Annotated in this window: 16 protein-coding genes; 15 read left to right on the top strand and 1 reads right to left on the bottom strand. The window is 45.6% G+C overall.

The features are described 5' to 3' along the window. Positions 1 to 172 precede the first annotated feature (172 nt). The 10 genes from DW694_RS02250 to ptsP all read left to right on the top strand — a co-directional run bounded on the left by DW694_RS02250 (position 173) and on the right by ptsP (position 11791). Positions 173 to 1000, top strand: coding sequence for a Cof-type HAD-IIB family hydrolase (locus tag DW694_RS02250; RefSeq protein ID WP_118752476.1), 828 nt, complete (start codon positions 173 to 175; stop codon positions 998 to 1000). A 41-nt stretch (positions 1001 to 1041) separates the two neighbouring features. Next, positions 1042 to 2352 (top strand): amidohydrolase, encoded by a 1311-nt coding sequence (locus DW694_RS02245; RefSeq protein WP_118752475.1) that lies wholly within the window; start codon positions 1042 to 1044, stop codon positions 2350 to 2352. A 62-nt stretch (positions 2353 to 2414) separates the two neighbouring features. Next, positions 2415 to 3677, top strand: coding sequence for an ABC transporter ATP-binding protein (locus DW694_RS02240; protein ID WP_022426293.1), 1263 nt, complete (start codon positions 2415 to 2417; stop codon positions 3675 to 3677). Beyond that, entirely contained in the window at positions 3670 to 4524 is an 855-nt protein-coding gene (locus DW694_RS02235) for an ABC transporter permease (protein WP_015525679.1), read from the top strand. Before DW694_RS02240 ends, DW694_RS02235 begins: the two co-directional genes overlap by 8 nt. Beyond that, positions 4521 to 5315: an ABC transporter permease gene (locus tag DW694_RS02230; RefSeq protein ID WP_022426292.1), complete on the top strand. Its 795-nt coding sequence runs from the start codon at positions 4521 to 4523 to the stop codon at positions 5313 to 5315. The genes DW694_RS02235 and DW694_RS02230 overlap by 4 nt, the downstream gene beginning before the upstream one ends. Beyond that, positions 5305 to 6351 (top strand): spermidine/putrescine ABC transporter ATP-binding protein, encoded by a 1047-nt coding sequence (gene potA, locus DW694_RS02225; protein ID WP_015525681.1) that lies wholly within the window; start codon positions 5305 to 5307, stop codon positions 6349 to 6351. Before DW694_RS02230 ends, potA begins: the two co-directional genes overlap by 11 nt. Further along, on the top strand, positions 6351 to 7169 hold the full coding sequence (locus DW694_RS02220) for an ABC transporter permease (protein ID WP_118752474.1): 819 nt from the start codon (positions 6351 to 6353) through the stop codon (positions 7167 to 7169). The genes potA and DW694_RS02220 overlap by 1 nt, the downstream gene beginning before the upstream one ends. Positions 7170 to 7181: 12 nt before the next feature. Then, positions 7182 to 9035 carry an extracellular solute-binding protein gene (locus DW694_RS02215; protein ID WP_118752473.1) on the top strand — a complete coding sequence of 618 codons (1854 nt, stop codon included), beginning with the start codon at positions 7182 to 7184 and terminating at the stop codon, positions 9033 to 9035. Positions 9036 to 9068: 33 nt separating this feature from the next. Then, positions 9069 to 10109 (top strand): spermidine/putrescine ABC transporter substrate-binding protein, encoded by a 1041-nt coding sequence (locus tag DW694_RS02210; RefSeq protein ID WP_118752472.1) that lies wholly within the window; start codon positions 9069 to 9071, stop codon positions 10107 to 10109. A gap of 29 nt (positions 10110 to 10138) precedes the next feature. Further along, positions 10139 to 11791, top strand: a complete 1653-nt coding sequence (gene ptsP / locus DW694_RS02205; protein WP_022426290.1) for a phosphoenolpyruvate--protein phosphotransferase — start codon at positions 10139 to 10141, stop codon at positions 11789 to 11791. A gap of 156 nt (positions 11792 to 11947) precedes the next feature. Here ptsP and DW694_RS02200 read toward each other — a convergent pair whose 3' ends face one another. Beyond that, the gene (locus tag DW694_RS02200; protein ID WP_022426289.1) at positions 11948 to 12826 is read right to left on the bottom strand and encodes a homocysteine S-methyltransferase family protein; all 879 of its coding nucleotides are present in this window, start codon (positions 12824 to 12826) and stop codon (positions 11948 to 11950) included. A gap of 299 nt (positions 12827 to 13125) precedes the next feature. Here DW694_RS02200 and DW694_RS02195 point away from each other — a divergent pair, with 299 nt between their 5' ends. The 5 genes from DW694_RS02195 to DW694_RS02175 all read left to right on the top strand — a co-directional run bounded on the left by DW694_RS02195 (position 13126) and on the right by DW694_RS02175 (position 17711). Further along, entirely contained in the window at positions 13126 to 13851 is a 726-nt protein-coding gene (locus DW694_RS02195) for a polysaccharide biosynthesis tyrosine autokinase (RefSeq protein ID WP_015525686.1), read from the top strand. A gap of 36 nt (positions 13852 to 13887) precedes the next feature. Then, positions 13888 to 14604, top strand: coding sequence for a CpsB/CapC family capsule biosynthesis tyrosine phosphatase (locus DW694_RS02190; RefSeq protein WP_015525687.1), 717 nt, complete (start codon positions 13888 to 13890; stop codon positions 14602 to 14604). Between the two features lie 12 nt (positions 14605 to 14616). Then, on the top strand, positions 14617 to 15351 hold the full coding sequence (locus DW694_RS02185; RefSeq protein WP_114002398.1) for a Wzz/FepE/Etk N-terminal domain-containing protein: 735 nt from the start codon (positions 14617 to 14619) through the stop codon (positions 15349 to 15351). Positions 15352 to 15402: 51 nt separating this feature from the next. Further along, the gene (locus tag DW694_RS02180; RefSeq protein ID WP_118752471.1) at positions 15403 to 16197 is read left to right on the top strand and encodes an immunoglobulin-like domain-containing protein; all 795 of its coding nucleotides are present in this window, start codon (positions 15403 to 15405) and stop codon (positions 16195 to 16197) included. A gap of 95 nt (positions 16198 to 16292) precedes the next feature. Next, a complete protein-coding gene (locus tag DW694_RS02175; RefSeq protein ID WP_118752470.1) occupies positions 16293 to 17711 on the top strand; it encodes a sugar transferase in 1419 nt (472 codons plus the stop codon). Positions 17712 to 17720: the final 9 nt, after the last annotated feature.

Below are 17720 nucleotides of genomic sequence, written 5' to 3'. Positions count from 1 at the left end.
ATTAACGATCATCAACAGAACATGTATGTAGTTTTGAATATACAATCGTAAAAAAGTGGCTTAAATGGCCACTTTTTTTGTGCTATAATAAAGAAATACTTTATCATCAATTTTCCTGTCAACTGAAAAAAGTTTCCCTATTCAGTTCATAGCAAAACGAAAGGATTTATTTATGAAAATACTATACGTATCAGATCTCGACGGAACTCTTTTGAGAAAAAATGAAACTTTATCTTCATATACAATAAAAACAATCAATGCTTTAACTTCTTCAGGCATGTCATTTTCCTATGCAACAGCTCGTTCCTTAAATACGGCAAAAAAAGTAACTGAAGGCCTTAACACACACTTTCCTCTTATTATATATAATGGGGCATTTGTGAAAGATAATATAACAGAGGAAATTCTCATTGCCAATTATTTTGCAGAGGATATATATGAGGTATTGAGGGATCTTTTTGCGCATGAAATATATCCGATCATATATTCATATCAGAATAATATTGAAAAGTTTTCTTATATAACAGCAAAGGCAACAGGTGGAATGCAGGCATTTTTAAACAGCCGGAAGGGCGACAAACGTACGAATATTGTAACTACAGAATCTGAACTGATGTATGGAGATCTTTTTTATATTACCTGCATTGATAAGCCGGAGAAGCTTGAACCATTTTATCATAAATATAAAAATAAATATCATGTTGTTTATCAGAAGGACATCTACACAGGAGAGCAGTGGCTGGAGATCATGCCGCAAAAAGCATCCAAAGCGCAGGCTGCTTTGCAGCTAAAACAAAAACTGGAATGTGACAGATTAGTTGTTTTTGGTGATGGAAAAAATGATATTGATATGTTTGAAATAGCGGATGAAGCCTATGCAGTGGAAAATGCAGTGAGTGAACTGAAAGCTGTGGCAACCGGGATCATCGGTTCCAATGAAAACGACGGAGTAGCGAAATATCTCCAGAAAATATCTATTTCCAAATCAACTGTTTTATGATATCATATAGCTTAACCTGCGGAAAATGGAGGTTATAAGACATGAATCATATTGAAGAAAAGATCATTCAGACTATAGATGAACACAGAGATGAGATCATAGCCTTTGCGAAGGATATCCAGAGCCATCCGGAACCAGGGTTTTATGAGGAGAGAACAGCCGCACACGTAGCGGCTTTTTTGCGTGGCCTGGGACTTCGTGTGCATGGAGGACTTGCACGCACAGGGGTTCGCGCTGAGTGGATGGAACAGGACGGACCGAACATTACGATTATCGGAGAACTTGACGCCATCGGATGTAAGTCGCATCCGATGGCTGATCCCGCCAACGGGACAGCACATGCATGCGGACACCACGCACAGATTGCAGCCATGATCGGCGCAGCATTGGCACTGACCAATGAGGAGGTTCAAGCCTCTCTGTCTGGGTCCGTATCTTTTTTTGCCGTTCCGGCGGAAGAATACATTGATGCAGATAAACGTGCACGGCTTCGGAAAGAGGGAATCGGCTTCCCGGCATCCGGAAAAAGCGAGCTGATCCGGCTTGGAGAATTTGATCATTCAGACATTATTTTGACCACACATGTGCACATGATGCCGGTAGAAGAAGATTTTTACCTGGGAAATGCGGCATGCAACGGATTTTCCGCAGAACGAGTGACAGTAAGAGGAAAAGCCGCACATGCAGCCATTGATCCATGGGATGGTGTCAATGCATTAAGTATTACTTCCAGTGCCATCCAGATGATGGGACTGATGCGGGAAACCTTCCGGGAGGAAGAACATGTGCGTCTTCACAACGTGATCCGAAAAGCCGGGGATGTGATCAATGCAGTTCCGGACGAAGCGGTGATCGAAACAAAAGTCCGTGCAGCGTCTTTGGATGCGATCCGGGCAACACAGGAAAAAATGGATCGTGCCTATGACGGAGCTGCCTATGCATTCGGTGGTACGATCGAAAGAGAACCGCTTCAGGGATATATGCCGATCCTGCACAGAGGTGCGGATAAAGTGATGGAAGAATCTGTAAAGCTTCTGGACGCTACGTACCGGTGCTCAAAGCCGGCAGATTTTAACAACGCCTGTACCGACGTAGGAGACCTGACCCATCTGTTTCCAGTGCTGAATTTTACATTCGGAGGATTTGCGGGAAAACTCCACGGAGCAGATTTTAAGATCATGGATGAAGAACTGGCATATATCAAACCAGCCAAGCTTCTGGCACTGACTACGTATCGTCTTCTCTGTGATCAGGCAAAAGAAGCAAAAAAAATCTGTCAGGAATTTAAACCTGTATTTAATAAAGAAACTTATTGTCAGTATATACGAGATAATTTTCATGAAAATGAGTAGTTAACCGAATCAGAAAATCCCATGCAGGGGGCGGATATCATAGCAAACAGAAGGAGAACTAAATGTCCGAAATTTCATTAGAACTGAAAAACATAAAAAAGAGCTTCCAGGAAGGTGAGGACGTCCTGGAAAGCATCTGTCTTACAGCAAAAAAAGGAGAATTTGTCACTCTGCTGGGGTCTTCCGGCTGTGGAAAAACCACCACACTGCGGATCATTGCAGGCCTGGAACAGCCAGATTCCGGCCAGGTTTTTCTGGATGGAAAGGATGTGACATCCCTGGAACCGAATCAGCGTAATGTGAACACAGTGTTCCAGAATTATGCACTTTTTCCCCATATGAATGTAGCAGATAACATTGGATATGGGCTGAAATTGAAAAAAACATCGAAAGCGGAGATCAGCAGAAGAGTCAAAGAAATGCTGGAGCTTGTTCAGCTTCCGGGCTTTGAGAGGCGTAAGCCGTCAGAGCTTTCCGGCGGTCAGCGTCAGCGTGTGGCCATAGCCAGAGCACTTGTGAACAATCCGGAGGTACTTCTTCTGGACGAACCCCTTGGTGCGCTGGATCTGCAGCTGAGGCGTGCCATGCAGCACGAGCTGAAGCGCCTGCAGAAGAAGCTGGGGATCACCTTTATCTATATCACTCACGATCAGGAAGAAGCCATCAACATGTCTGATACGATCGCTGTGATGAACCACGGACGCTTTGAGCAGATCGGGACGCCGGATGAGATCTATAATCATCCGAAGACCAGCTATGTGGCAACCTTTGTTGGAAATGCCAATATCCTGACCGGTATTGTGGAAAGCATTGCGGAAGAGGAGATTGACGGTACTTCCGCTCAGATCACCGTAAGAACTGATGCCGGAAAAGTAAAAGTATCAATGGACACCGCAGCTACATCTGACAGAGGATATTTCCCACAAAAAGGAGAAAAGGTTACCATCGCAGTAAGAAGCGAAAATATCCGGTTTGAGGAAAATAAAAAAAATGCACAACAAAGCACGCCGAATTGCACATCAGAAAACACACAAAAGAGTGTACAGGAGCCCGCAGAAAAAAACACAGATGACAGCTGCGATGGCTTAACCGCCGAAGTCATTGAAAAAACCTTCGCCGGCGGCCAGCTCCGTGTTGTTTTGAAAACTTCGGAAGGTCAGGAAATCGTGGCAAGCCGTTACGGCATTGATACAAATGTCAGTGTAGGAGAAAAGGTGCGCTGCTGTTTTCTTCCTACAGATGCAGTGCTGGTAGATCGGGAAGAAAGATCAGAAGAAGTATTGCCGGATCAGTCAGGTCCCTGTGCAGGAGGTACCCATGCGTAAGCACAGAGCAGGCTCCGTATGGATGATCCTGCCGCTGTATCTTTTTACACTGATCTTCGTCGCACTGCCCCTTCTGTATGTAGTTGCACTGAGCTTTTCCACAGCAGACGGCGGCTACGGCGTGAACTGGAAATTTACTCTGGATAATTACAAGCAGATCCTGGAGCCTGTATACCTGCAGACCTTTACGGGATCCTTCCGCCTTGCGCTCACCAGCACTTTGATCATCTGTCTGGTGGGCTACCCCTTCGGATACTTTATGGCAAAGCTTTCCGAGGGCAAAAAGAAGCTGGCCATGCTTTTCCTGATGCTGCCTTTCTGGGTGAATTCCCTGATCCGTCTTTATGGCTGGATCATCATTCTACAGAAAAAGGGCCTTCTGAATTATCTGCTGATGAAGCTTGGCATCATCCAGGAGCCCTTAAAAATCCTGTACAGCTATCCAGCGATCGTGATCGGTATGATCTATGTATTGCTGCCGTTTATGGCACTGTCCGTATATTCCAGTGCGGAAAAGCTGGACTGGTCCCTTGTGGAAGCTGCCAGAGACCTTGGAGCCAGCAGATGGAAGGCCTTCTGGAGCGTCACCTTTAAGCTGACTTTGCCGGGACTTCTTTCCGGAGTGATACTTACCTTTATTCCGTCTATGGGTCTGTTTTTTATTGCGGATATCCTGGGCGGAAACAAGATCGTACTTGTGGGAAGTCTGATCCAGGAGCAGATGACAAGAGGCAATAACTGGCCCTTTGCCGCAGCACTGGCTGTGGTACTGATGATACTGACAACTCTGATGATCGTATTATATCGGAAGCTTACCAATGTGAAGGAACTGGAGGGAATCGGATGAAAAAGAACTCAAAGCTTTCAGGACTGTACCTGGGAATCCTGTTTTTCCTTATGTATCTGCCCATTGGTGTGGTAGTGGTATTTTCGTTTAATGAAGCAAGACTTCCGGTGCGCTTTACCGGATTTTCCCTGAAATGGTATCAGGAACTGTTTCAGGACAGGGATCTGATCCAGGCATTGAAAAACAGTTTGATCCTGGCGGTGTCCAGCTGTGGGGTATCTGCAGTGATCGGAACACTGGGGGCTGTAGGACTTTCCAGGATCCACTGGAAAACAAAAGGGGTGATGGAGTATATTTCCATCCTGCCTCTGATGATCCCGGAAATCATTCTGGGAATGGTACTGATGGCATTTTTCTATATGCTGAACCTGCCATTTGGAATGCTGACACTTCTGATCGGACACACGGTTTTCTGTGTGCCCTATATTTTGATGGAGGTAAAAGCAAGGCTTGTGGGAATGGATCCGTCCCTGGAAGAGGCAGCCAGAGATCTTGGTGCCGGTTCCTTTCGGGCCTTCTGGGACATTACCCTGCCGCTGATCATGCCGGCTGTTATATCCGGCTCTCTGCTGGCCTTTGCCATGTCCATGGACGATGTGGTGATCAGTATTTTTGTAACCGGGCCACGTGTATCCACGCTGCCGATAAAAGTTTACACACAGATGAAAACAGGCGTTACGCCGGAGATCAATGCACTTTGTACCATAATGCTGGGAGTGATCCTTCTGGTACTGGCAGTATATCTGATCGCAGGAAAACGCGGGAAGGGGAATATAAAAGATGAGCAATAAACTGATCGAGTTAAAAAATCTCACAAAAAACTTTGATGACCAGCAGGTGCTCCGGGGCATTAATCTGGACATTCACGAAAACGAATTCCTTACGCTTCTGGGACCCAGCGGCTGTGGAAAGACAACAACCTTAAGGATCATTGCCGGCTTTGAGGAGCCAAGCGGCGGAGAGGTACTGTTTAACGGAATTGAGATTTCCAAGCTGCCTCCATATAAAAGAGAGATCAACACGGTATTCCAGAAATATGCATTGTTTCCGCATCTCAATGTTATGGACAATATCGGTTTCGGCCTGAATCTGAAAAAGGTAGATAAATCTGTTATTGAGCAGAAGGTAAAAAGAATGCTGAAAATGGTAGGGCTGGAAGGCTTCGAAAAAAGAGATGTTACACTTCTTTCCGGTGGACAGCAGCAGCGAGTTGCCATTGCCAGAGCTCTTGTCAATGAGCCGAAGGTTCTTCTGCTGGATGAGCCACTCGGCGCACTGGATGCCAAGATCCGTAAGCAGATGCAGATCGAGCTGAAAAAGATCCAGAGAGAGGTAGGGATCACCTTTATCTATGTTACTCATGACCAGGAGGAGGCACTTTCCATGTCTGATACGGTAGTAGTCATGAACAACGGTGAGATCCAGCAGATTGGCAGCCCGACAGATATCTATAATGAGCCGGAGAACCGTTTTGTTGCCGGTTTTATCGGAGAGTCCAATATTATAGAAGGAACAATGATCAGGGATTTCCTTGTGGAGTTTGATGGCTTTCGTTTTGAATGTGTAGATAAGGGATTTGAGGACAACGAAGCCATTGAGGTTGTTCTCCGCCCGGAGGATCTGGATATTGTGGAACCGGATCAGGCCAAGATCAGAGGAACTGTACGGAACATTACGTTCAAGGGCGTGCATTATGAGATCCTGGTCGAGACGGAGCTTCGCACATACATGGTGCACACTACCGATTATGCAGAAGTGGGACGTGAAGTGGGACTGAAGTTTGGTCCTGAGGATATCCATGTTATGTGCAGAATGGGAGGATACTAATGAAACAGTTCAAGCATCTGATCAAGCCGTATATCATCTGGGCTTCGATCCTGATCGTGGTACCATTGATCCTGATCGTGCTTTATGCATTTACCTCAGATGGAAATGAAGTTCTGACCCTGCATTTTACATGGGCGAATTTTGCAAAATTTCTGGAAGCTACATATTTAAGTGTTATCCTGAAATCCTTCCGCCTGGGTATCCTGACCACACTGATCTGCCTGGTCTGCGGATATCCGCTGGCATACATTATCTCCAAATATTCCGAAAAGGTGCAGAGCTTTCTGATCCTTATGGTCACCATTCCTATGTGGATCAACATGCTTCTCCGTACCTATGCATGGATGAACATTCTTTCTGACAATGGTCTGGTGAACAACCTTCTGAAAATGCTGGGAATCTCACAGATCACCATGATGTATACAGATTTTTCCGTTATCGTGGGCCTTGTTTGTAACTTTATGCCCTTTATGATCATTCCAATCCATACATCCTTAAGTAAAATGGACAAGTCACTGATCGAAGCGGCCAACGACCTTGGTGCCAATCCCTTCCAGACCTTCTGGAGGATCACCTGGAAGCTTTCCATGCCAGGTGTGGTCAATGGTATCATGATGGTATTTCTTCTGTCCATATCAACCTTCGTTATTCCGAAGCTTCTCGGCGGCGGCCAGTACATGCTGATCGGTAATCTCATCGAGTCACAGTTTATTTCTGTAGGTGACTGGAACTTCGGAAGTGCCATCTCTCTGATCCTGGCAGTGATCATCCTGATCTTTATGAGCCTGATGAAGAAGATGGATACTCAGGACGATTAAAGGAGGCAGGAGATGAAAAGAAAAAATACCATATTTTCAAAATTATATGTAGTGCTGTGTCTGGCATTTTTTTACCTGCCGATCCTTGTGACCATGATCTTTTCCTTTAACTCATCCAAGTCCCTGACCAGATTTACAGGATTTTCCCTGCGCTGGTACGGAGAGCTGATAAACAACATGGAGATCAGTAAGGCAGTTTATGTTTCGGTCACAGTGGCAATTCTGGCAACTGTTATTTCTACAGTGCTGGGAACCATCACAGCCATCGGACTTTCAAAATCCAGAAAGGTGCTGAAGGAGATGGTTCTTACCATCAATAACTTTCCAATTCTGAATCCGGAGATCGTAACCGCGATTGGTCTGATGCTGCTGTTTTCTTCGCTGGGAATGACGAAAGGCTATCTGACCATGCTGCTGGCACATATCGCATTCTGTACGCCCTATGTGATCACCAGTGTATATCCGAAGGTACGAAGCCTGGATCCGAACCTTGCCAATGCAGCCATGGATCTTGGTGCAACGCCATATCAGGCACTTACCAAGGTTATCGTGCCCATGATCAAAGAAGGGATTTTTGCGGGAGCGCTCCTGGCCTTTACTATGTCCTTTGACGATTTCGTAATTTCCTACTTTGTTTCCGGAAACGGAGTAAAAAATATATCCATTGTTGTATATAATATGACAAAGCGCATCAATCCCACCATCAACGCCCTTTCTACCATTGTGATCGTGGTCATTGTACTGGTGCTTCTTTTTGCAAATCTGATCATGCCGAAGCTTCAGGCCTCCACCGTGAAAAAAATGGATCCGAAAAAAAGAAGGATCGTTGCGGTTATCACAGCTGCTGCGGTTGTTCTGGTATTGGGAAAGTGGACGCTCGTAAGTCAGGGAAACCACGTGCTTCGTGTATATAATGCCGGAGAATATATGGAACTGAGTCTTCTGGACAAATTTGAGAAGCAGTATAACTGTACTGTTGTATATGAAACCTTCGAGTCCAATGAGATGATGTACACCAAGCTGGCCAGTGGTGAAACCTACGATGTTTTGGTTCCGTCAGATTATATGATTGAAAGACTGATCAAGGAGGAATATCTTCAGGCCCTTGACTGGAAAAAAATTCCAAACAGCAAAAATCTTCTTCCCGAGGTACAGAATAAGGACTATGATCCGGGAAATCGTTATTCCTGTCCGTATTTCTGGGGAACTGTAGGAATCCTTTATAATAAGAATGTAGTCTCTCAGGAGGATCTTGACAAAGAGGGCTGGAATATTCTCTGCGATGAAAAATATAAGGGAGATCTTTATATGTATGATTCCGAAAGGGATTCCTTTATGATCGCCCTGAAAGCGCTGGGGTATTCCATGAACACAAAAAATCTTGATGAGATCCAGCAGGCTTATGAGTGGCTGATCCGGCAGAGAGATACCATGGATCCGATCTATGCAGGTGATGATGTGATCGACAACATGATCTCAGGAAACAAGGCAATGGCGGTTGTTTATTCCGGAGATGCTTCCTATATTATCAGCGAAAATCCGGAGCTTGGCTATTATACTCCGCAGCAGGGAACCAATACCTGGTATGATGCCATGGTCATTACCAAGGACTGCAATGAAGTAGATCTGGCTCATGAGTTCATCAATTTTATGCTGGATGATGAAAATGCTCTTTCCAATACCGAAGAAGTAGGATATACTTCTACTGTAAAGAGTGCATTCGAGGAGATGAAGAACGGAACTTATGAGGGAATTTCTTCCTATATTCCGCAGATCGACAATCCAAAGAATGAGATCTTCGGATACCAGAAGCCAAAGATCAAGCAGAAATTCGCAGAGCTTTGGACAAAGGTAAAAGCAAAATAACAAGACGTCAGAGAGAGACATGAAGGAGGTTCTATGAGATCAAAAAAAGCAGCAGCGATCATGTTATGTGCGGTACTTGGAACATCTATGATAACAGGTGTCAGTGTCAGTGCAAAGGATAAGGATGAACTGGTACTTTATACATGGGACGGAATGTTTCCGCAGGGAGTGCTGGATGATTTTGAAAAAGAAACAGGGACCAAGGTAGTATATTCCAACTTTGATACCGATGAGACCATGCTTGAGAAGCTTTCCCAGGCAAAGGGTGGCGATTACGATGTGGTAATTGCAGATGATTACATTATCGACAGCGCGGTAAAAGAGGGACTTGTCCAGAAGATCGACAAGGATACCGTTTCCAATTTTAAGAACATCAACTCCCTTTATCAGGGACAGTTTTATGATCCGGATGACGAATATACAGTACCTTACGGAGCAGGAATCCCACTGATCGTTTATGATCCGGAGCAGGTAGATATCGACATTAAAGGATACAAGGATCTCTGGGATAAGTCTCTGGAGGACAGCATTGCCATCGTAGGTAATTACCGCGTGATCTGTGGCATCACACAGCTTTCCATGGGAGAGAGCATGAACGAAGAAGATGTAGCCGTGATCGACAAGACAGGTGAGAAGCTGAAAGAGCTGGCACCGAACATTCGTATGATCCAGGATGACAATACACAGAATGCACTTCTCAACGGAGAGGCAAGTGTGGCATTTCTTTATACATCACAGGTAACACAGGCGCTGAAGGATAATCCGGATCTTAAGGTGGTTTATCCGGAGGAAGGTCTTGGATTTGGTATTATGGGAATGTTTGTGCCAAGTGAAGCACCGAATGCGAAGGCTGCCAATGAATTTATCAATTATATCCTGGAGCCGGAAGTATCTGCACAGTGCATCAACTATATCGGATACTACAATACAAACAAGGCAGCAGATGATCTGGTAGACGAGAGCCTGGTTGTTCCGGACAGCGTGACAAAGGGTGAGATCGTACAGAATGTAAGCCAGGAAGCAGAGCAGGAATACAATAAGATCTGGACAGAGTTTAAAGCTGCCTGCGATTAAGCAGACGGACCAGTAAGGGGGTTTTTCAGGTGGAGATATACAAAGGCACATCCGCTTTTTCCGGAATAGCCATTGGAAAAATACTGTATTACCACAGAGGCGAATATCAGATCCGTCAGTCCATGGTAGACAATGTAAAAAAGGAGCTGGATCGTCTGGATAATGCAAGAACAGCGGTAAAGAACCAGATCCAACATATGTATAAAAACGGAGCACCCCTCCCCAAAGAGCAGGAGCTGACCTTGAAACGGCAGCTGAAGCTCTTAAGTGGCGGCAGCTTCCAGCGGGCCGTGGAAAGCATGATCACGACAGAAAAGGTCAGTGCAGCTTACGCAGTCCAGACAACCAGGGATGAGCTTGCAAATGTGTTCCGCAAGCTGGAGGACGAGGCTGTCAAAGAACAGATCGAAAATATCAGGGAGATTTCCGAGCTGCTGATCGGCGCCATGGGTGGCTCCCATGCACGGATCAATCTGGGAGATGAGCCGGTGATCCTTGCAGCAGAGCAGCTTTCCCCCAATGAACTTCTGGAGATGAACAAAGCCAGTCTTCTGGCGGTAGTCATGCATCAGGGGTCTGTTATTTCCCATGTATCGATCATGGCAAAATCCATGGAAGTCCCCACCCTGGTCGAGGTGGAGATACAGAAAGAATGGGATGGCCATATGGCTATTGTAGATGGGTATACAGGAACACTGTATATCGATCCGGAGCCGGAGCTTCTTAAGGAATATGAGATCCGTCATGCAGCAGATAAGGAAGAGCGGGAAGAACTTTTGAGACTTCGGAACCAGAAGGATATCACAGCCGATGGCAAGGAGATCAAGCTTCTGGCAAACATCGGAAATCTGGATGATCTGAATACGGTTCTTTATTACGGAGCAGCAGGTATCGGCCTTCTTCGAAGTGAATTCCAGTATCTCGGAAGAGAGAATTATCCAAGAGAGAATGAGCTGTTCCGTGCCTATAAAAAAGTAGCCGAGGATATGGATGAACGTCCGGCAGTGATCCGTACCGTGGACCTGGGGGCAGACCGTCAGGCAGAATATATGGCAATTCCTGATGAGGTCAATCCTATGATGGGAAACCGCGGCATCCGCCTCTGCCTTGATCGCAAAAAAATGTTTAAAGCGCAGCTTCGGGCTATTTACCGTGCAAGTGCCTATGGAAATATCAACCTGATGTATCCGATGATCACGTCCGAGGATGAACTGGATGAGATCGAGAAGCTGATCCGTGAGGTAAAAAAGGGCCTGGATGAGAAGAACATTCCTTACAAAAACATCCGTACCGGAATTATGATCGAAACACCGGCAGCGGTCATGATCAGTGAAGAACTTGGAAAACGTGTGGATTTTCTGAGCCTTGGAACCAATGACCTGACCCAGTATACCCTGGCTATGGACCGGCAGAATCTTCTTTTGAAGGATAAATACAACGATCATCATCCAGCGCTTGTAAAGATGATCCGCATGGTAACAGAGGCAGGACATAAGTCAGGATGTGAAGTTTACATATGCGGAGAGCTGGCAGCAGATTCCAATCTTACAGAAGCTTTTATCCAGATGGGAGTGGACGGCCTTTCCGTTGTTCCTGCCTGTGTACTTCCAGTGCGAAAAGCGATCCGCAGCTCCTATGCGGATGAGGCAAACCGGCCGGAAGAAGCAGTAAAAGAGAAATAATATCCGGAAAAATAAAAATCCTGAGAATTTCTATGTTGATATCTGTTGATATCTCACATAGGATCCTCAGGAATTTTTTGACGGAATCTTTCACTCACGGCTTATTGCTGTTCTAAATTGAAGCAGTGCGTGGAAGCATATCTGTTCCGGTTAAAGTTATCGAAGTCCAAGCACCTGGGCGGTTTCCGAAATAAACTCCGGTGTGGTACCACAGCATCCGCCGATCACGGAAGCACCGTTGTCCACCAGCACCTTCATATAACCTGCAAAATCCGCAGGGGTCATACTGTAAACTGCATTTCCAAGATCATCGATCTGGGGCATTCCCGCATTGGGTTTGGCAATGACCGGAATGGAAACGTTCTCTTTGATATTGCGGATAACCGATACCAGCTGATCCGGGCCAACCGAGCAGTTGATGCCGACAGCGTCTGCACCTGCAGCTTCCAGGGACATGGCAGCCTCTATGGCATTTCCGCCGCTGAAGATACTTCCGTCTGCTTCTACAGTCACGGTACAGATGATAGGAAGCTCGCAGACACTCTGGCAGGCGTCTACAGCAGCCAGTGTCTCCTCGATGTTGATCATGGTTTCCGCTACGATCAGGTCCACACCCGCATCACGGAGATAGCCGATCTGTTCCTGATAGACTTCGAAGGCTTTTTCGTAAGTCATGTCACCGGCCGGTGCCATCATCTTGCCTGTGGTGGTGATATCACCTGCTACGAAAACACCCTCCGGTGCGATCTCCTTTGAATAGCCGGCCAGGGTATGATTGATCTGTTCGATCTGATCCTCCAGTCCGTGCATAGTGAGGTTAATACGGTTTCCGCCGAAGGTAGGCGCATAGATGATATGGCTTCCCGCCTCGATGTATGCTTTCTGCAGAGACTGGATCACATCCTTGTGCTCAAGCACCCAGCTCTCTGTGCAGACACCACGTGGCATGCCGGCCTTCATCAGGTTGGAGCCGGTAGCACCATCCAGCAGCAGGACATGATCTTCGGTCAGTTTCTGAAATTCCTGTTTTGTCATATGTTTATATCCTCCTTATGGCAGCCAATCACGGTTGGCAAAAAATAAGGCTCCTCCTGTAACCGCTGCACTCATTGCCGTGGGTTTATTTTAACACAGGGAATAAAAATAATCTATCCTGTTTCTGGGCCGGGGAATAAAAAATAATAAAAATTAGGCAAATTGTACATATTTAACGACTTTTCTGTCGAATAAAGAACTTGCGTATTAGAAAATAGGATTGTATAATAACCTATAGACATGCCCAAAGGGCAAGACTGTCATCAGATAGAACATAAAGGTAAAGGTGAAAAGGAATTATGATTAAAGTTAAACTGAGCAACTGGAAGTCTGATCACCAGATGGATGAGGCTTATAAAGCTCTGCGAACAAATATCCAGTTCTGCGGAGCAGATAAAAAAGTGATCGCACTTACCAGCTGTACTCCTAATGAGGGAAAGAGCAGTGTGGCATTTAATCTTGCTGCCTCTCTTGCTGAGAGCGGCAAATCAGTGCTTCTGATCGATGCCGATCTGCGTAAATCCGTTTTGATGGGACGTGTGACAGTAGACCAGGAGGTAATGGGACTTGCTCATTATCTTTCCAAGCAGGCTAAGCTTTCTGACGTGATCTGTGCCACTACACTTCCGAAGTTCCATATTATCTTCTCCGGTATCGTACCTCCGAACCCGGCAGAGCTTCTCGGAAACAGACTCTTCAAGGATATGATCCGCGTGGTAAGAGATGTTTATGATTACGTTATTGTAGATACACCGCCGCTTGGACTGATCATCGACAGTGCTATCATAGCAGATTCCTGCGACGGATCTGTAATCGTCGTTGAATCCGGTACCATCAGCTACCGTTTTGTACAGGAAGTAAGAGATCAGCTTGCCAAGAGCAACTGCCCGATCTTGGGAACCATCCTGAACAAGGTGGACTACAGCAAGGCCGGCAATTACGGTCACTATGGCAAGTATGGTAAATACGGCAAGTACGGTAAGTATGGTTCCTACGGAGATTATGGTGAGAGCAGCAGTAAATAAAAAAACATTGACAACAGAAATGAGTGGGTTATTTTAATGAAGGGACTTTATGATATTCATTGTCATATCCTCCCCGGGGTGGATGACGGTGCAAGAAACATGGAAGAATCACTCTGGATGCTCAACAAGGAGTATCAGGAGGGCGTACGTCATGTGATCCTGACACCACATTTCCGGTACGATATGTTTGAGCCGCATATGAACATTGTGACAAGACAGTTCATGCAGCTGCGTAGAGCAGCCATGAATATTGGTGATGAAGGCATGAGACTTTATCTGGGCTGTGAACTCCATTCCAGTATGGATATGGTGGAATGCCTTAAGAAGGGACGGCGGCTTACCCTTGCAGGTTCCAGATATGTGCTTGTGGAATTCAGCAACGGAGATGAGAAAAATTATATTGAAGAACGGGTCAGAAGTCTTCTGATGAATGGTTTTATCCCGATCATCGCTCATGTGGAACGTTATAAGGCTACCCGGAACGATATTGGATTTTTGACAGAGCTGAAGGATATGGGAGCACATATCCAGGTCAACGCAGATACCATCAGCGGTCAGGACGGATTCGGGGCAAAAACCTTTGCACGGAAAGTCATGAAGCATGGGCTTCTGGATTTTGTCGGTTCTGACGGACACCGTAAGACGGAGCGTATCCCGGAGATCGGCAAATGTGTCGCCAAAATGGAAAAAACAATGGGGAGCGAATATGTAAAGAAGATCTTTATCAAAAATCCCCGGAAAATCACAGGGTAATGGAGAAAAGAAATGGAAAATCAGACTGTTAACAACAACGACGAAGTAGAGATCGATCTTGGTGAGGTATTTCACCTGTTACTGAGCAAGCTGGGTGTTATCATTTTATCCGGTATTGTTTTCTGCCTGGCAGCTGTTATGGGAACCATGCTTCTGATCACACCGAAGTATGAATCCACAACCAAGATCGTGGTACTGTCCAAGCAGGACAGCAGCACACTGACCAATCAGGATATCCAGACAAGTACATCACTGACCAAGGACTATGCGGAGCTGATCAAGAGCCGTACAGTTACTGAGGGTGTGATCGCACAGCTGAAACTGGATATGACACATGAGGAGCTTCTTAAGAAGCTTTCCGTAGATACACCAACGGATACACGAGTAGTATCCATCACAGTTACAGATACCGATCCTTATACAGCGGCAGAGATCGCAAACGCAGTAAGAGATATTGCTTCCAAGCATATCCAGCAGGTTATGGATATCAAGGCAGTAAATGTGGTAGAGACAGCAAACATCCCGGATGAGCCATCAAGCCCAAGCGTACCGAAAAACGGTGTGATCGGCGGACTTCTGGGTATCCTTCTGGCAGCAGCCGTTGTGCTCATCGTATATCTGACAAACGATACTGTAAAGACACCGGAAGACGTAGAGAAATATCTTGGATTAAGCGTACTTGGTACAATCCCATACTCTTCCAAAATGGGCAAGAAATCCAAAAAGAAAAAGAAACGTCACGCATAAAAATAACAACAACGGATCAAAGTGTTGGGAAAGGCCGGGAGCAGCAAAAATATGAAGAAATTTTTTGTGTTTTTATTAGTGGTCATCTGCCTTGGTATGGGAGTCGGTGTAGTATACATGAAGAGCTCCGAGGATAATGAAGGACCGAAGATCACATTTGAAGAGGGAAAAGATACGAATTATACATCCGATATGACAGAAGAGGATCTTCTGAAGGATGTAAAGGCACAGGATGACAGAGATGGAGATGTTACAGAGTCTCTTACTGTAGAAACCATATATCCGAAGACTGACGGAAAACAGGTTTCTGTTATCTTTGTTGCAAAGGACAAAAACAACAATGTAACAAAAAAAGAATTTACCATGGAAGCTCAGGACGGCAGTGCCGAAAATCCGCAGCTGGGACTGATCGATAATGACGGTCTCACAGAGGACGGAGATTCCACAGACACCACAGAGCCTGCAGAAGAGACAGATATGCAGGATGGGACAGAAGCAGACAGCACATATGCTGAAAGCGGAGATTCCGCAGAAGGAGAACTGACTCCGGAGGAACAGGCGCAGAAGACACAGGAAGACAAGATCGAGCAGCTTTCTCCGCAGGATCCGAAGATGTATCTGACTACCTATTACGTAGAGGTACCGGTAGGAACTACGCTGGATAAATTAAGCTATGTAAAGGATATCCAGGATGATACAGAATCAACCAGTGATCTTTTCAAAAAAATCCAGATCACCGGTGATGTAAATACAGCCGCACCGGGAACTTACGAGCTTACATATTATGTAGTCGACAACAGTGGAAACAGCTCCAACGGAGCCGTACTGACTGTTGTTGTAAAATAGTGCATGATACCCCTCCTTGGTCTTCAAAATACCGGGGGGGGGTAAAATAAACACAGTATAACATACTGTAAGCGAGGGAAGGCGTATAAAAGGATATGTATCAAAAAGAAAACAGTAGCTGGGTAAAACATGCGGATTTTACGATCTGCGATATGCTGTGTCTGCAGCTTGCGTTTGTACTTGCATACTGGATCCGAAACGGGATCGATCAGCCATACGAGACAGAGCTGTACCGAAATGTGGCAGTGGTGATGTTTCTTATCCAGCTGATGGTCACATTTTTTAATGAGAGCTTCAGCGGAGTTCTGCGAAGAGGAATGCTGGTGGAACTGAAGAAAACCTTTGAACAGTGTACACTGGTTTGCCTTCTGGTTCTGGCATATATGTTTCTTTTAAGAATTGGAAACAATTATTCCAGAATGATCCTGCTGATCACCTATGTGCTTTATACCTGCTTCAGCTATTGCGGCAGACAGGCACTGAAGAAATTCCTGAAGGATCGCAGATACGAAGAAAGCGAGAAACGATCTCTGCTGATCGTTACAGTCAGTGAAAATGCAGACAATGTGGTGGAAACCATCCGCAAGAATAATTACGGAACCTATCATCTGGCAGGAATTGTTTTTATGGATTGTGACAGGAAGGGAGCATCCGTCTGTGGAGTACCGGTAGTAGCCGGGAAGGAGGATATGATTTCCTATATCCATAAGAACTGGATCGACGAAGTATTTTTTGCAGTACCTAAGCAAATTCCGATCCCGGAGCAGATGATCAAGGATTGTTCTGCAATGGGAGTTGTCATCCATATGAGACTGGCAACCATGAAATCACTTGGCAAGAACCAGGTGGTGGAGGAGCTTGGCGGATACACTGTGCTTTCCAGCAGTATCCACATTGTGACACCGCGCCAGATGTTTGTGAAACGAGCTATGGATATCGCAGGCGGTCTGGTAGGTTGTCTTTTTACAGGAATCGCAGCGATCTTTCTGGTTCCGGCCATTAAGATCAAATCTCCGGGTCCTGCATTTTTCTCACAGGTCCGCATGGGAAAGAACGGTCGTCCGTTCAAGATCTATAAATTCCGCTCCATGTATATGGATGCAGAAGAACGCAAAAAAGAACTGATGAAACAGAATAACATAAAAGATGGAATGATGTTCAAAATGGATGATGATCCACGAATCATCAAAGGAGTAGGACATTTTATCCGAAAGACATCCCTGGATGAATTTCCACAGTTCTGGAATATTCTGAAAGGAGATATGAGTCTTGTAGGAACCAGACCGCCGACAATGGATGAGTGGGAGAAGTATGAGCTTCACCATCGCAAACGTCTGGCCATCAAGCCGGGACTTACCGGTATGTGGCAGGTAAGCGGTCGAAGTGATATTACGGATTTCGAGGAAGTCGTAGAGCTTGACACAAAGTACATTGCCGAATGGTGTCTGAAGCTGGATATTGAGATCCTGGTTAAGACAGTTATGGTCGTTTTCCGCGGAAGCGGCGCCAAATGATTCATACAT

Origin of the sequence: Ruminococcus sp. AM26-12LB, assembly GCF_003480785.1 — a bacterium.
In the GTDB taxonomy this organism is placed as follows: Bacteria; Bacillota; Clostridia; order Lachnospirales; family Lachnospiraceae; genus Blautia_A; species Blautia_A fusiformis.
This window is presented reverse-complemented; position numbering and strand designations above follow the sequence as displayed.

Coding starts and splice junctions, on each gene's coding strand:
- DW694_RS02250 (WP_118752476.1), top strand. CDS start 173: ATGAAAATACTATACGTATCAGATCTCGACGGAACTCTTTTGAGAAAA.
- DW694_RS02190 (WP_015525687.1), top strand. CDS start 13,888: ATGAAGGGACTTTATGATATTCATTGTCATATCCTCCCCGGGGTGGAT.
- DW694_RS02175 (WP_118752470.1), top strand. CDS start 16,293: ATGTATCAAAAAGAAAACAGTAGCTGGGTAAAACATGCGGATTTTACG.
- DW694_RS02245 (WP_118752475.1), top strand. CDS start 1,042: ATGAATCATATTGAAGAAAAGATCATTCAGACTATAGATGAACACAGA.
- DW694_RS02230 (WP_022426292.1), top strand. CDS start 4,521: ATGAAAAAGAACTCAAAGCTTTCAGGACTGTACCTGGGAATCCTGTTT.
- DW694_RS02180 (WP_118752471.1), top strand. CDS start 15,403: ATGAAGAAATTTTTTGTGTTTTTATTAGTGGTCATCTGCCTTGGTATG.
- DW694_RS02185 (WP_114002398.1), top strand. CDS start 14,617: ATGGAAAATCAGACTGTTAACAACAACGACGAAGTAGAGATCGATCTT.
- DW694_RS02210 (WP_118752472.1), top strand. CDS start 9,069: ATGAGATCAAAAAAAGCAGCAGCGATCATGTTATGTGCGGTACTTGGA.
- DW694_RS02195 (WP_015525686.1), top strand. CDS start 13,126: ATGATTAAAGTTAAACTGAGCAACTGGAAGTCTGATCACCAGATGGAT.
- DW694_RS02235 (WP_015525679.1), top strand. CDS start 3,670: ATGCGTAAGCACAGAGCAGGCTCCGTATGGATGATCCTGCCGCTGTAT.
- DW694_RS02215 (WP_118752473.1), top strand. CDS start 7,182: ATGAAAAGAAAAAATACCATATTTTCAAAATTATATGTAGTGCTGTGT.
- potA (WP_015525681.1), top strand. CDS start 5,305: ATGAGCAATAAACTGATCGAGTTAAAAAATCTCACAAAAAACTTTGAT.
- DW694_RS02220 (WP_118752474.1), top strand. CDS start 6,351: ATGAAACAGTTCAAGCATCTGATCAAGCCGTATATCATCTGGGCTTCG.
- DW694_RS02240 (WP_022426293.1), top strand. CDS start 2,415: ATGTCCGAAATTTCATTAGAACTGAAAAACATAAAAAAGAGCTTCCAG.
- DW694_RS02200 (WP_022426289.1), bottom strand. CDS start 12,826: ATGACAAAACAGGAATTTCAGAAACTGACCGAAGATCATGTCCTGCTG.